We start from the raw sequence: 14534 nt of genomic DNA, 5'->3' as shown, positions 1-14534 counted from the left end.
CACAAAGCTGTCGGTAAGATCGCTGTCGATGCGTCCCCTTGATCTGCCCGTTCTCGTCGTGATCCCGGCGCTGAACGAAGAAGGCTCCGTTGCGGACGTGATCGGCGACGTGCGCAGCGCGCTTCCCGAGGCGCGGATCGTCGTCGTCGACGACGGGTCGACCGACCGTACCGTCGAGGTGGCACGGATCGCCGGGGCAGAAGTGCTGAGCCTGCCGTACAACCTGGGCGTCGGCGGCGCGATGCGTGCGGGCTTCCGATTCGCCCGCGACAACAACCTGGGGATCGTCGTCCAGGTAGACGCCGACGGGCAGCACGACGCCAGAGCCCTCAGAACACTCATCGAGGGACTCTCCGACGCCGACCTCATGATCGGCGCGCGGTTCGCCGGGGTGGGCGACTACGAAGCACGCGGCTTGCGGCGGTGGGCGATGCGGGCCCTCGCCACGGTCATGAGCAGGGTCGCGCGGACGCGTCTCACCGACGTCACGAGCGGATTCAAGGCCGCCGGCCCCAGGGCGGTGAGCCTCTTCGCCGACAACTTCCCGGCGGAGTACCTCGGCGACACCATCGAAGCGCTCGTCATCGCCGCCCGAGCCGGCCTCGTGATCCGTCAGGTGCCCGTCGCGATGCGCGAGCGACAAGCCGGAACGCCCTCGCACCATCCGATCAAGGCCGCCGTCTACCTCATCAGGGCGGGTGCTGCCTTCGGACTCGCCATGATGCGGCCGCAGGCGAGAGTGAAGGAAAGCCGTTGAACCCTGTCACCTACGCCTTCGGTATCGCTGCCGCAGTGCTGGCGCTGATCGCCATCATCGAGCTCATGCGCCGCGGAACACTGCGCGAGCGGCACGCACTGTGGTGGTTCGTCGGCGGCGTCCTGGCGCTGGTGATCGCGGTCTTTCCGCAGACATTGACCTGGGCCGCGCAGACGCTCGGCGTCAGCGTTCCCGCCAATCTCGTGTTCTTCATCGCGATCGGCCTGCTGTTCCTCGTGAGCCTCCAGTACGGTGCAGAACTGACACGCATCGAGGCGAAGATGCGCGCACTCGCCGAGCGCGCGGCGTTCCATGAGCATCGCATCGAGGAGTTGGAACGGCGACTCGATGTCGTAACGGACGACGGTCACGGGGAAAACACGTGATCCGGGATTCTCGCGTCGTCATCGCCTCGCGGCTCTTCCCCCCGGAGGTCAGCGCCGGCGCCTTCCGGCTCGGAGCGCTGGCGCGATCGCTGGTCGGACGTGGCACCGACGTCCTCGTGTTGACGACGAGGCCTCCGGGGCACGCACCTCGGACCCCGGATCCCGCTCAGGTCGACATCCGTCGCTGGCCTGTCCTTCGTGACGCGGGCGGAAACGTGCGCGGCTACGTGCAGTACATGAGCTACGACGTACCGCTGTTACCGCGCCTGTTGTTCTCGCGATTCGATGTCGTGGTCGCGGAGTCCCCGCCGACGACCGGGCTCGTCGCTGCGCTCGTGGCCTGGTTGCGTCGGAAACCCCTGGTCTACTATGCGGCCGATGTGTGGACGGACGGCGTCATCTCGATGGGGGCGCCGAAGCCCGTCATCGCAGTGATGCGGATGATGGAGCGAAGCGTTCTCCGTCGTGCGCGTCGCATCATCTCGGTCTCCGATGAGGTCACCGAACGGCTTGTGCTCCTCGGAGCGGATGCTTCGCGAATCGTCACGGTCGGCAACGGCATCGATACGAGTGTGTTCTCTCCGGATGTCGCTCCTGCCGATGCGTCGGTCCCATACTTCGTCTACACGGGGACGATGTCCGAGTGGCAGCAGCCGGACATCTTCGTGCGAGCGTTCGCTGAGATCGCCGCAGAGTTCCCCGATCTTCGTTTGAAGTTCTTCGGGCAGGGCAGCGTTGAGGCGACACTCAAGGAACTGGCGGCTCAGCTCGCTCCGGGGCGTGTCGACTTCGGGGGTGTCGTGAGCCCCGCGGAGTCGGCGTCGTGGATCCGCGGCGCGGTAGGTGCACTCGTGAGCATCGTGCCCGGCATCGGGTATGACTTCGCTCGTCCGACGAAGACCTACGCTGCGGCCGCGACGGGGACACCCGTCCTGTTCGCCGGACCGAGCACGGGCGCCGCTCTGGTGAATGATGCGGGCCTGGGGCTGAGCGCGGCGTTCACGGTGGATGCGGTTGCGGACGCCATGCGTGCGTTGTTGGCTGCCGCGGATGATGGCACGACAGACGAGCTGCGTCGCGTTCGCTCGACGTGGGCGCGTGAGCACGTGTCACTCGATGCGGTCGCCGGGCGGGTCGCTGATGTCGTGCATGAGACGTGCGGCGGGGATGAACGATAGCGGTCGGAGGCGGGAGGGCGTCAGGCATGCAGCCCACTGGTCCGTTGTCGAGCAGGCTCTCGGAAACGGGCCGGTAGACTTGCACACCGTCGTGCAGCGGACCAGAGCAGCCGGCGCAAGGAGCATTTTGTGACTTCATCCCCTTCTGTGCGGATCGTCGATTCCGCCGACGTCTCACCGGGCGCCGTGATCGGAGACGGATCCTCGATCTGGCATCTCGCGCAGGTCCGCGAAGACGTCCGGATGGGCGAGAACTGCATCGTCGGACGCGGCGCATACATCGGCACCGGCGTCGTCATGGGCGACAACTGCAAGGTCCAGAACTACGCACTCGTCTACGAGCCGGCGAAGCTGGGCGACGGTGTCTTCATCGGCCCGGCCGTCGTGCTCACCAACGACACGTACCCGCGCGCGATCAACCCGGACGGCTCGCAGAAGAGCGCGCACGACTGGGAGCCCGTTGGCGTCACGATCGGTCGGGGCGCGGCCATCGGCGCTCGCGCGACGTGCGTCGCACCGGTGACGATCGGCGAGTGGGCGACGGTCGCTGCGGGAGCCGTCGTCGTCAAGGACGTTCCCGCCTATGCGCTGGTGGCAGGCGTTCCTGCCCGGCGCCTGGGCTGGGTGGGGGAGGCAGGCGTACCGCTGACCCCGGCGGACGCCGACGGCGTCTGGGTGTGCCCGTCCACGGGCGCACGCTACATCGAGAACGACGGCACTCTGAGCAAGGAGAAAGTGTGAGCGAGTTCATTCCCCCGGCGAAGCCGATCATCGGCGACGAGGAGCGCGAGGCGGTCGACCGGGTCCTCCGCAGCGGCATGGTCGCGCAGGGCCCTGAGGTCGCCGCTTTCGAGCAGGAGTTCTCGGAGCACTTCGTACCTGGTCGTCCCTCGGTCGCCGTCAACTCCGGCACCGCAGGTCTCCACCTCGGACTCCTCGCCGCGGGCGTCGGCGCCGGTGACGAGGTCATCGTGCCCTCGTTCACCTTCGCCGCGACGGGGAACTCGGTCGCGCTGACCGGTGGCACGCCCGTGTTCGTCGACATCGAGCCGGAGACGTTCACGCTCGACCCCGCTGCGGTCGCCGCGGCGATCACCCCGAAGACCAAGGGCATCCTGCCCGTCCACCTCTACGGACACCCTGCGCGCATGCGCGAGCTCGAGAAGATCGCCGCCGACCGCGGCGTCGCCCTCTACGAGGATGCTGCTCAGGCGCACGGAGCCGCGCTCGACGGGCGACCGGTCGGGTCCTTCGGCGAGTTCGCGATGTTCAGCCTGTACCCGACGAAGAACATGACCAGCGGCGAAGGCGGCATGGTCACCACCGCGACGGACGAGATCGCCCGGCGCGTCAAGCTCCTGCGCAACCAGGGCATGGAGCGTCAGTACGAGAACGAGATCGTCGGCTTCAACGCGCGTATGACCGACATCCACGCGGCGATCGGACGCGTCCAGCTGACCAAGGTGGATGCCTGGACGCAGACGCGCCAGCAGAACGCCGCCTTCCTGGACGCCAACCTCCGCGGCGTCATCGTGCCGCCGGTCGCAGATGGCGCCGTGCACGTGTACCACCAGTACACGGTGCGCGTCACGGACGACCGCGACGGCTTCGTGAAGGCGCTCAAGGAGGAGCACAACGTCGGCGCCGGGGTCTACTACCCGATCCCGAACCACCGCCTTCCTTCGCTCGCGCCATACGCGCCAGGGCTGGATCTCCCGGAGACCGAGCGCGCTGCGCGCGAGGTCGTCTCGCTGCCCGTGCATCCCTCGCTCAGCCAGGGCGATCTCGACCGTATCGTCGCCGCGGTGAACGCGGTGGCGGGGGCGGGCGCCTGATGGCGCTGCGCGCGGGCCTTCTCGGCGTCGGCATGATGGGCCGGCACCACGCTCGGGTTCTTCGTGAGCTCGACGGCGTCGACCTCGTCGCCATCGCTGACCCAGGGGGTGACCCTCACGGAGTCGCGGGCGAGCTCCAGGTGCTTCCCGACATCGAGGCGCTGATCGCCGAGGGCATCGACATCGCCGTGGTCGCCGTCCCCACCCGATTCCACGAGGACGCCGCGCTCAAGCTCGCCGCGGCCGGGGTGCACACCTTGGTCGAGAAGCCGATCGCGCACAGCATCGAGGCAGGCCAGCGCATGGTCGACGCCTTCGAAGGCGCGGGCCTCGTCGGGGCCGTCGGTCACATCGAGCGCTTCAACCCTGCCCTGCAGGAGCTGCGCCGCCGGATCGAGGCGGGCGAGCTCGGCGCCGTGTACCAGGTCGCCACGCGCCGCCAGGGGCCGTTCCCGTCGCGGATCGCTGACGTGGGCGTCGCCAAGGACCTCGCGTCCCACGATGTCGACCTCACCGCGTGGGTCGTGCAGAGCGACTACGAGCGCGTGTTCGCGCAGACCGCGTTCAAGAGCGGGCGCGAGCACGAGGACATGATCACGATCACCGGACGCACCGCCTCGGGCGTCATCGTCAACAACATCGTGAACTGGCTTAGCCCGATGAAGGAGCGCCTCACCGTCGTGACGGGGGAGAAGGGCGCGTTCGTCGCCGACACCTCCACCGGCGACCTCACCTTCTACGCGAACGGCACGATCCCGCTGGAGTGGGAGTCCGTGTCGTCGTTCCGCGGGGTCTCAGAGGGTGACGTCACCCGTTACGCGTTCGCCAAGCGCGAGCCGCTGCGCGTCGAGCACGAGGCCTTCCGCGACGCCGTGCTCGGCCAGCAGACCGATGTCGTCACGATGGCGCAGGGGCTTCGTACGCTCGTGGTCGTGGAAGCTGCTCTGGAGTCCGCCCGCGATGGTGCGTCTGTGAGCCTCTGAATCATGCTCGATATCGTTCGTACTCTCCGGCGACTCCTGCCGCTGCTACCGCAGTCGACGGGCAGGTTCCTGACGGTTTTCGGCGTGGTCTCGGCGGTGCTAGCCCTGATCGACGTCACGGCGCTGATGCTGCTCGCGATCACCTTGGCCGGAACCGTTGCGGGAACTGGGGCATCGCTCCCGTTGGTAGGGAAGATCCCGCAGGACCAGTTGGTGTGGCTGATCCTGATCCTCGCCGCCGTGATCATCGCGAAGTCCGCAGCCAACGTCTGGTTGCAGTGGGTCGCCACCCGCCGTTTCGCGAACTACGAGCTCACGGTCGGGCAAGAACTGTTCGGCGCATACATCCGATCGTCGTGGACCGATCGGATGACGCGCAACAGCGCCCAGATCGTCGCCATGACCGACAGTGCGATCGCGAACGTCGTCTCCGGCTTCCTGCTGCCCATCACCACTCTGCCGGGACTTCTCGTGACTTCCGTCGGAGTGGTCGGCGTCATCGTGTTCACGCAGCCGCTGACGGCACTGATCACGATCGTCTATCTCGGTGGGATCGCCTTGCTGCAGTACTTCGTGCTGAGCGGGAAGACCCGCCAGGCCGCTCGCGTCGCCCGCGACTCGTCGTTGCGTGTTGCCGCGCTGATCTCGGGAATGATCGCCTCGCTGAAGGAGATCACCCTCCGCGACAAGGCCGACGAAGTGACCGCTGTTGTCGGCGCCACCCGCGCACGGACGTCCCAGGCCCGGGCGAACTCAAGTTTCCTCTCCGCCGTGCCGCGCTTCGTGTTCGACGCTGCGATCATCGGTGGATTCATCGTCGTCGGCGGCGGGGCGTATCTCACCAATGGCGGCGACATGGGCGCCACGATCTCGGCTGTCGCTCTCTTCGGCGTCGCGGGGTTCCGTTTGGTTCCCTCGCTCACAGGATTCCAGGGCGTGCTCACTCGGACGGTGACCGCCGCGCCTTACATCGAGCTCGTGATTTCCGACATCGAGAATTCGAAGAGATATCACGCTGACCGTGAGCAGCTCGGACGCGATCCGCTTCCGGCCGAGCCACGCACACTGCGACTGGACGATGTCTGCTTCGCGTTCCCCGGCAGTGAGGTCGATGCGGTTCGCGGAGTCTCACTCGATATTCCTCTGGGCAGCACCGTAGGAATCGCCGGTGCGTCCGGTGCGGGCAAGTCCACGCTCGTGGACCTGCTGCTCGGTCTGCTCACGCCGACGTCGGGGACGATCAGCATCGACGACCGCCCGCTTGGGGATGTCCTCAGGGCATGGCGAACCCACGTCGGGTACGTTCCACAAGAGGTGACGCTTTTCGATGGGACGATCGCACAGAACATCGCCCTCACATGGGGTGACGACTACGACCAGATCCGTGTCGAGGAGGCCGCCCGTCGTGCGCAGCTGTGGAGCGTCATCGAGAGCCGCGCGGACGGACTTCAGACGAGGGTGGGGGAGCGCGGTCTAAGCCTGTCCGGTGGGCAGCGACAGCGCCTCGGTATCGCGCGTGCTCTTTACAACGATCCACTCGTACTGGTTCTGGACGAGGCAACCAGCGCCCTAGACACCAAGACGGAAGCCGACGTCGCCAAGGCGATTCGTGACCTTCGCGGAGACGTGACGGTTATCGCAGTCGCGCATCGGCTCAGCACGATTCGGGACTCTGACCAGATCGTGTTCATGCAGGACGGAGGCGTCGGAGGACGGGGGACGTTCGATGAGGTCGTCGCTGCAAATGCCGCTTTTGCAGCGCAGGCGCGTTTGGCCGGCCTCGTATGAAGGTCGTCGTCGTCACGACATCCGGACTCGTTCCAGATGATCCGTTCGGGGCTCGCCATTCAGAGGTAAGTCTGAGCGTGATCACGAGCGCCTCAGGGATCGCGTCGAGCGCGCGCGTGCTCGCCATCGACACCCGCGGACTCGGGAAGCAGCTCGCCGACCGTGCTGAGGCGCTAGGGCGTCGACACGTAGTACTGCGGATGCTGGTAAGGCTCTCTCCGTTCGATCGGGGTGCGCACACCTGGCGTGTAATCCGTCGGAATGCGCAGGTCAGGGCGCTTCTGGCAGACGCTGACCTCTTGGTGGCAGCAGATCGGGACGCCAACTTCACCTGTTGGAAGCTCGCCCGGCGTCATGATGTGGCCGCGGTGAGTGGGTATCCGGCCGCCGAGAGCGTGCTGTCGGGGGCAGCCGCGTGAGGCCGCATATGCTTTACACGGCATGGAGTTTCCCTCCCAGTCGTGCGGGTGGCGTGTATCGGGCGCTCGCGACAGTGAATGCGTTCGCGCGCGCCGGATGGGACGTCACGGTGTTGACCGTCCCCAGGCAGATCTTCGAGATGAGCACCGGCATCGATGCATCACTTGAGGAGAAGGTCGCGGAAGGCATCCGTGTGCTCCGTGTTGATCCTCGCGCCACGGCACACGAGAACGACCTGAGGCGATGGAGTCGGTTGAGGGCCCGGAACATCGAGCTCTGGCGCGGGATCGATCGCATGCGCGACATCCGGCGTTTCCCCGAACTGTCGTATGGTCGATGGCGTCCGGCCCTTGAACGCGCCGCTGCGCGAGTGCACTCCGAGCACCCGGTAGATCTCGCGATCGGCACAGCCAACCCTAACGTCGACTTCGCGACGGGAGATTACCTGCACCGCCGACACGGAGTGCCCTACGTCATGGACTACCGCGATGCGTGGGCTCTGGATGTATTCACCGGCGAGGCAGCACCGAACTGGGTCCCTGGGGCCGGCAAACTCGAGCGACGGCTGCTTCAGAGTGCGGCAGAGGTCTGGTTCGTCAACGAGCCGATCCGCGCGTGGCATGAGGCGCACTATGGCGGTGCCGACCGGATGTACGTCGTCTCGAATGGCTTCGACGAGTATGAATCCCCTCTGACGGTCCCGCTGCGCGAAGGTCGTGACGGCGGACTGGTGTTCGGGTACATCGGTACGATCTCGGATCAGGTGCCGATCACCCAGCTCATCGAAGGTTGGCGGCTCGCTCGGAGCGATGGCCGCGTGCCCGTGAACGCGCAGCTGATCCTTCACGGTTATGTCGGACACACCGGCGGTGGAACCGCAGCGGAGGTCATCGCTTCGGCCGCTGACGTCGGCGTGCAGTTCCGAGGTCCAGTGAGCAAGGCGCGAATCGGTGACGTGTACGCAGGCTTCGATGTGCTGGTCCTCGCGCTGGGCACGGGACGCTATGTCACGAGCGGGAAGGTCTTCGAGTATCTCGCGACGGGCATCCCGGTCGTATCGGTGCACGATCCAGCGAACGCAGCGACGACTGTCGTTCAAGACGCACCGGGATGGGTCGGGGCTCGCTCCCTTTCGACAGACGATATCGCGGAGGCTCTCAGCGAGTCGGCGCGCGTAGCGGAGGCGCAGACGCCTGAGCTTCGCACGGCTGCCCAGAACTGGGGAGCGAGATACGCGAGACAAGCGCAACTCGATCCGCGGATCGAGGCGCTTCGAGATCGAGTGGACGAGGAGCGATGATGCGCATCGCGCTGACCAAGGGCTCGTTGCGAGTTCCGCCAACGTATTTCGCGATCCAGCACGCGGCCGAGCTCAAGACAGAATTCGAGTTCGGCTTCTTCACGATGGCCGCTGACATCCGAGACGATGCGGTCGCTGAATCGATCGAGATCCGCGATGCTTCGAGCGGCACGCCGTTCGCAGCAGGCCGCGCGTCATGGCAGCGGCGAGAGCGCGCGCTCCCCCTGCTCTTCGGCCGGATGCGTCGTCAGGTGCGGAACTGGGCTCCTGATGTTGTGCATCAGCATTTCGCCAACTGGTCACAGCCCGCAGTCGCGGCTTCGAGAGCACAAGACGTGCCGCTGATCGTGACCGTCCACGGAGCTGACGTCTACGTTCCGCTCACGCCCTTGTCCGACCGCAACATGTTCGGAAAGCCCCTGCTTCTGTGGCATCAGAGGTCCATACAGCGCGCTTTCGATTCGGCTTCCCGCATACTTGCCGTCAGCGAGTATCTTGCTGCGACGGTCGTTCGTGCCGGAGCTCCGGCCGACCGAGTCGAGGTTCATTACCAAGGCATCGACACGGAACTGTATCGGCCCGTTGAAAGGGTCGACGGGCCACCGCGCGTGGTCTTCATCGGCGCTCTATCGCGCGCGAAGGGAGTACGCGACCTTATCGCTGCGTCCGTGGCGCTCATCAACAAGATTCCTCATGAGCTGGTCATCGTCGGCGACGGGCCGCTCAGGGTCGAAGTCGAAGAGGCGGCTTTGCAGCACTCCCATATTGACGTGCTCGGTCAGGTGAATCGCGAGGGGGTGCGCTCCGCCATAGCCGGGGCAACGCTGTTCGTGTTGCCGACCCAGCGATCGGGACCTTGGCGCGAGGCTGCTGGTCTCGTATCACTCGAAGCTCAGGCTTCGGGAGTTCCCGCGATTGTGTATAACTCTGGAGGTGCGCCGGAGATGGTCAATGACGGCGTGACGGGCATCGTCGTGGAGGAAGGCAACCTGCCGGCATTGGAAGATGCCATCAAAACGGTGCTCACACTTTCCGATTCACGTTGGCGCGAGATGAGCATGCAGGCTCGCCGCTTCGTGGTGGAGAATCGGAGCCTTCGTCGGAGCGCAGAGGAGCTGGCCGAGCATTATCGTGATGTCGTCGCTCAGAAGCGGCCCGGGGACCCTGGGGTGATTCGATGATCGATCGACCTCGTCCGCGTATCCTCTGCATCTCTTTCTCGGACATCCGGGCGGACTCCCGTGTTCTGCGTCAACTGGATGTGCTTGCTCGACATGGCCACGTGACGACTCTTTCTTATGGGGAGAAGCCTGACCGGTCGGATGAGCACATTGCGATCGACGAGTCACTGCCGTCACTCCCGCAGACCGCTTCGGGTGTTCTCAAACTGCTTTTCCGCCGCTTCGATTCGGTACAGGGGGAGGCGCCTGCCTTGGCGGCTGCACGCGCGGCACTCGGCTCTCGGACTTTCGATCTCGTCGTTGCGAATGAAGCGCGTGCGCTGCCGCTCGCTGCGGCGGTTCAGGGTAATCCTCGTATCCTCTGCGATCTGCACGAATGGGCCCCCGCCGAACGCACGCACATCCTGTCCTGGCGGTTGCTGGTTGCACCTTTCATGCGATGGGTGTGTGCAACCTACCTGCCGGTGGTGGATGGTTCGACCACCGTGAACGACTCCATCGCAGACATGTATCTTCGAGAGTTCGGCGTGCGCCCAGCGGTGGTCCGTAACGCGATCGCGCATCGGCCGGATCTCGAACCTCAACCCCTTGATCCCGAGCGCATCCGTCTGGTTCACAGTGGAGGGGCGGTCGCGGGTCGTAACATCGAGGCCCTCATCGATGCAGTGGATAAACTCGGCACCGGCTATTCCCTCGATCTGTACCTCATCCCGGGCCGCCAACGCGACACGTATTGGGCTGGACTCCAGGACAGGATCAACCGCAGTCCACGAACGACGCTGCACCCCCCCGTGCCTCCAGCTGAACTGCCGGATGTTCTCAACGGCTACGACCTCGGCGTATTTTCGTTGCCGCCGTTGACACCGAACCACCGGCTCATGCTGCCGAACAAGTTCTTCGACTTCGTGCAGGCGCGCCTCGGCATCGTGTTCTCCACTGCGGTTGAGACAGATCGTCTGATTCGTGAGTACCAGCTCGGTGCGGTCGCAGAGGGGTTCGGAGCCGACGACATTGAGAGGGCAATCCGCCGGCTGAGCCGTGCGGATGTGGCCAAGGCGAAGGCTGCAGCAGATGCAGCCGCATCGCAGCTGTCTTCAGCATCCGATACCGCAGTCCAAGAACGTCTGGTGATGCGTCTGCTCCAGGAGGATGCGTCACGGCACACGTAGACTGATCTCCCGTGAAGATCGTCAGCGTCGTGGGCGCTCGCCCCCAGTTCGTCAAGCTCGCACCCATCCACAAAGCGGCGAAGGCTGCAGGTGTCGACCACGTGATCGTGCACACCGGCCAGCACTACGACCCGATGCTCTCCGACGTCTTCTTCGAGGACCTCGGCATCGGAGCGCCGGACGTCCACCTCGGCGTCGGCAGCGGCTCGCATGGAGTGCAGACGGGAGCGATGCTCGCGGCCCTCGACGCCGTGTTCGACGAGCACGCTCCGGACTGGGTGCTCGTGTACGGCGACACGAACTCGACCGTCGCCGCGGCGCTCAGCGCCGTCAAGATGCACATCCCGGTTGCACACCTCGAGGCGGGCCTGCGCAGCTTCAACCGTCGCATGCCGGAAGAGCACAACCGCGTGATGACCGATCATGCTGCCGATCTCCTCCTCGCGCCCACCCAGGTCGCCGTGGACCACCTCGCGTCCGAGGGATTGTCGGAGCGAACCGTGCTCGTCGGGGACGTGATGACCGACGTGCTGCTCGAAGTACGCGACCAGGTCTCTGGGACGCCGTCGATCCTGCTCGAAGAACTCGGTCTTGCCGAGGGCGAGTACTACGTCGCGACGATCCACCGAGCGGAGAACACGGACGATCCCGCCAGACTCGCCGAGGTCGCTGCCGGACTCGCCGGCCTCGACAAGCCGGTGATCCTCCTCGCGCACCCGAGGGTCGTGGCGAAGGCCGCAGAGCACGGAATCTCCCTCACCCAGGGCTCGCTGATCGCCCACGCGCCGCTTGCCTACCCGGACCTGATCGCCGCAGCGCTGTCGAGCGCCGGCGTGGTGACGGATTCCGGCGGTCTCCAGAAGGAGGCCTTCCTGCTGCGCATCCCGTGCACGACGGTACGCACGGAGACGGAGTGGGTGGAGACGGTGGAGCTCGGCTGGAACGTCCTGGCGAACACCGCGGCGGAGATCGCGGCCGGCGTCACGCGCCCGCGCCCGGTCGAGACTACGGCCGCCCCGTACGGTGACGGCCATGCTGCACAGCGAGTCGTGCAGACCTTGCTGGACGCCGGCTCCAGCACCCGCCCGTAGACTGGTCACCATGCGTATCGCCGTCGTGGCCCTCGGTAAGATCGGGCTCCCTCTCGCCGTCCAGTTCGCCTCCTCCGGTCATGACGTCATCGGTGTCGACGTCAATCAGAAGGCCGTCGACACGATCAACGCGGGGATCGAGCCGTTCCCCGGCGAGGCGCACCTCCAGGAGCGTCTCGCCGAGCTGATCCCGGCCGGAAAGCTCCGCGCCACGACCGACTACGCCGAGGCCATCCCCGGCGCCGACGCGGTCGTCCTCGTCGCCCCCGTCTTCGTCGACGACGAGACCTGGGAGCCCGACTTCAAGTACATGGATGCCGCGACGACCTCGCTCGCCGAGCACCTGACCCCCGGCACGCTCGTCTCCTACGAGACCACCCTTCCGGTCGGCACCACGCGCAACCGCTGGAAGCCGATGCTCGAGTCCGGCTCCGGCCTCACCGAGGGCGTGGACTTCTTCCTGGCGTACTCCCCGGAGCGCGTCCTGACCGGCCGCGTCTTCGAGGACCTCCGCAAGTACCCCAAGCTGATCGGTGCCCTCTCCGACGAGGGCAACCGTCGCGCGCGCGAGTTCTACGAGGCCGTGCTCCAGTTCGACGAGCGCCCCGACCTGCCCCGCCCGAACGGCGTCTGGGACCTCGGAACGACCGAGGCGTCCGAGATGGCGAAGCTCGCCGAGACCACGTACCGCGACGTGAACATCGGGCTCGCCAACCAGTTCGGCCTGTTCGCGGCATCCCACGGCATCGACGTCTACAAGGTCATCGAGGCGTGCAACTCGCAGCCGTACAGCCACATCCACCGCCCCGGCATCGCCGTCGGCGGGCACTGCATCCCGGTGTACCCGCGTCTGTACCTCTCCACCGACCCCGACGCCGACATCGTCCGTGTCGCACGTCAGCTGAACGCCTCCATGCCGGAGCGACTCGTGGCGCAGGCCGAGGGCATCCTCGGCGATCTCGCCGGCCAGCGCGCGGTGGTCCTCGGCGCCGCCTATCGCGGCGGCGTGAAGGAGACCGCCTTCTCGGGCGTCTTCCCGACCGTGAAGGCGCTCAAGGAGCGCGGGGCCGAGGTCGTCGTGCACGACCCGCTCTACACCGATGAGGAGCTGCGCGGGCTCGGCTTCGAGCCGTACGCGATCGGCGGCGAGGTCGATCTCGCCATCCTGCAGACCGATCACGCCGACTACAAGGCGCTGACGCCTGCCGAGCTCCCCGGCATCAAGCTCATCGTCGATGGGCGCGCCGCTACCGACGCCGGCCTGTGGGCCGGCACGCCGCGCATCGTCGTCGGTACGGCCGCCTGATGGACCTCCTCGTCGTCGGGTCGGGTTTCTTCGGCCTCACCATCGCGGAGCGCGCGGCGGATGCCGGCCGCAAGGTCACCGTCATCGAGCGCCGCCACCACATCGGCGGCAACGCCTACAGCGAGGCGGAGCCGCAGACCGGCATCGAGGTGCACCGCTACGGCGCGCACCTGTTCCACACCTCGAACGCCACCGTCTGGGAGTACGTCAACCGCTTCACGACCTTCACGAACTACGTGCACCGCGTCTACACGACGCACAAGGGCACGGTGTTCCCGATGCCGGTGAACCTCGGCACCATCAACCAGTTCTTCCAGTCCGCATACACCCCGGACGAGGCGCGTGCACTCGTCAGGGAGCAGGCGGGGGAGTTCGACGTCTCGACAGCATCCAACTTCGAGGAGAAGGGCATCGCCCTCGTCGGTCGCCCGTTGTTCGAGGCGTTCTTCCGCGACTACACCGCGAAGCAGTGGCAGACCGACCCGCACAAGCTCTCCGGCGACATCATCAGCCGCCTGCCCGTGCGCTACACCTACGACAACCGCTACTTCAACGACACGTGGGAGGGCCTTCCCACCGACGGCTACACGGCGTGGCTGGAGCGGATGGCCGACCACCCCAACATCGAGGTGAAACTCGACGTCGACTACTTCGACGAGACGCAGCCGCTGAACCGGAAGGCGACCGTCGGACAGGTCCCCGTCGTCTACACCGGCCCCGTCGACCGCTACTTCGACTATGCGGAGGGAGCGCTCAGCTGGCGCACGCTCGACTTCGAGCAGGAGGTGCTCGGCGTCCGAGACTTCCAGGGCACCACCGTGATGAACTACCCGGACATGGACGTGCCGTATACGCGCATCCACGAGTTCAAGCACTTCCACCCGGAGCGCAGGGACGTGTACGAGGCCGACCACACCGTCATCATGCGCGAGTTCTCCCGCTTCGCCACGCGCGACGACGAGCCGTACTACCCGGTGAACACCGCCGACGACCGGGCAGGGCTCCTGGCCTACCGCGAGCTCGCCAAGGGGGAGAAGGACGTCCACTTCGGCGGACGCCTGGGCACCTACCAGTACCTGGACATGCACATGGCCATCGGCTCGGCGCTGTCGATGTGGAACAACCACCTCTCCTAGACTC

At 66.2% G+C, this 14534-nt stretch carries 13 protein-coding genes; all 13 read left to right on the top strand.

What is annotated here, in order from left to right; genetic code table 11:
* Window positions 1-28: 28 nt before the first annotated feature.
* Entirely contained in the window at window positions 29-757 is a 729-nt protein-coding gene (locus ACWGJP_RS14130; protein ID WP_452330440.1) for a glycosyltransferase family 2 protein, read from the top strand.
* On the top strand, window positions 754-1143 hold the full coding sequence (locus ACWGJP_RS14125) for a DUF2304 family protein (protein WP_452330439.1): 390 nt from the start codon (window positions 754-756) through the stop codon (window positions 1141-1143). The genes ACWGJP_RS14130 and ACWGJP_RS14125 overlap by 4 nt, the downstream gene beginning before the upstream one ends.
* A complete protein-coding gene (locus ACWGJP_RS14120) occupies window positions 1140-2321 on the top strand; it encodes a glycosyltransferase family 4 protein (RefSeq protein ID WP_452330438.1) in 1182 nt (393 codons plus the stop codon). The genes ACWGJP_RS14125 and ACWGJP_RS14120 overlap by 4 nt, the downstream gene beginning before the upstream one ends.
* A 129-nt stretch (window positions 2322-2450) precedes the next feature.
* Window positions 2451-3062, top strand: a complete 612-nt coding sequence (locus ACWGJP_RS14115) for a DapH/DapD/GlmU-related protein (RefSeq protein WP_452330437.1) — start codon at window positions 2451-2453, stop codon at window positions 3060-3062.
* Entirely contained in the window at window positions 3059-4156 is a 1098-nt protein-coding gene (locus ACWGJP_RS14110) for a DegT/DnrJ/EryC1/StrS family aminotransferase (RefSeq protein ID WP_452330436.1), read from the top strand. Before ACWGJP_RS14115 ends, ACWGJP_RS14110 begins: the two co-directional genes overlap by 4 nt.
* Complete coding sequence (locus ACWGJP_RS14105) at window positions 4153-5139, top strand: Gfo/Idh/MocA family oxidoreductase (protein WP_452330840.1); 987 nt, start codon at window positions 4153-4155, stop codon at window positions 5137-5139. The genes ACWGJP_RS14110 and ACWGJP_RS14105 overlap by 4 nt, the downstream gene beginning before the upstream one ends.
* Before the next feature lie 3 nt (window positions 5140-5142).
* Window positions 5143-6927, top strand: a complete 1785-nt coding sequence (locus ACWGJP_RS14100) for an ABC transporter ATP-binding protein (RefSeq protein WP_452330435.1) — start codon at window positions 5143-5145, stop codon at window positions 6925-6927.
* Between the two features lie 427 nt (window positions 6928-7354).
* Window positions 7355-8647 (top strand): glycosyltransferase, encoded by a 1293-nt coding sequence (locus ACWGJP_RS14095; RefSeq protein WP_452330434.1) that lies wholly within the window; start codon window positions 7355-7357, stop codon window positions 8645-8647.
* Window positions 8644-9828: a glycosyltransferase gene (locus ACWGJP_RS14090; protein WP_452330433.1), complete on the top strand. Its 1185-nt coding sequence runs from the start codon at window positions 8644-8646 to the stop codon at window positions 9826-9828. Before ACWGJP_RS14095 ends, ACWGJP_RS14090 begins: the two co-directional genes overlap by 4 nt.
* Window positions 9825-10997, top strand: a complete 1173-nt coding sequence (locus tag ACWGJP_RS14085; protein ID WP_452330432.1) for a hypothetical protein — start codon at window positions 9825-9827, stop codon at window positions 10995-10997. Before ACWGJP_RS14090 ends, ACWGJP_RS14085 begins: the two co-directional genes overlap by 4 nt.
* An 11-nt stretch (window positions 10998-11008) precedes the next feature.
* A complete protein-coding gene (gene wecB / locus ACWGJP_RS14080) occupies window positions 11009-12088 on the top strand; it encodes a non-hydrolyzing UDP-N-acetylglucosamine 2-epimerase (protein ID WP_452330431.1) in 1080 nt (359 codons plus the stop codon).
* 10 nt (window positions 12089-12098) lie between these two features.
* Window positions 12099-13394: a nucleotide sugar dehydrogenase gene (locus ACWGJP_RS14075; RefSeq protein ID WP_452330430.1), complete on the top strand. Its 1296-nt coding sequence runs from the start codon at window positions 12099-12101 to the stop codon at window positions 13392-13394.
* The gene (glf, locus tag ACWGJP_RS14070; protein ID WP_452330429.1) at window positions 13394-14530 is read left to right on the top strand and encodes a UDP-galactopyranose mutase; all 1137 of its coding nucleotides are present in this window, start codon (window positions 13394-13396) and stop codon (window positions 14528-14530) included. Before ACWGJP_RS14075 ends, glf begins: the two co-directional genes overlap by 1 nt.
* Window positions 14531-14534: the final 4 nt, after the last annotated feature.

It is taken from the genome of Microbacterium sp. NPDC055903 (assembly GCF_053615555.1).
This window is presented reverse-complemented; position numbering and strand designations above follow the sequence as displayed.

What these genes read in the sequence shown, in the direction of transcription:
- ACWGJP_RS14130 (WP_452330440.1), top strand. Translation starts at nt 29, where the DNA reads ATGCGTCCCCTTGATCTGCCCGTTCTCGTCGTGATCCCGGCGCTGAAC.
- ACWGJP_RS14075 (WP_452330430.1), top strand. Translation starts at nt 12,099, where the DNA reads ATGCGTATCGCCGTCGTGGCCCTCGGTAAGATCGGGCTCCCTCTCGCC.
- ACWGJP_RS14095 (WP_452330434.1), top strand. Translation starts at nt 7,355, where the DNA reads ATGCTTTACACGGCATGGAGTTTCCCTCCCAGTCGTGCGGGTGGCGTG.
- ACWGJP_RS14090 (WP_452330433.1), top strand. Translation starts at nt 8,644, where the DNA reads ATGATGCGCATCGCGCTGACCAAGGGCTCGTTGCGAGTTCCGCCAACG.
- ACWGJP_RS14085 (WP_452330432.1), top strand. Translation starts at nt 9,825, where the DNA reads ATGATCGATCGACCTCGTCCGCGTATCCTCTGCATCTCTTTCTCGGAC.
- glf (WP_452330429.1), top strand. Translation starts at nt 13,394, where the DNA reads ATGGACCTCCTCGTCGTCGGGTCGGGTTTCTTCGGCCTCACCATCGCG.
- ACWGJP_RS14100 (WP_452330435.1), top strand. Translation starts at nt 5,143, where the DNA reads ATGCTCGATATCGTTCGTACTCTCCGGCGACTCCTGCCGCTGCTACCG.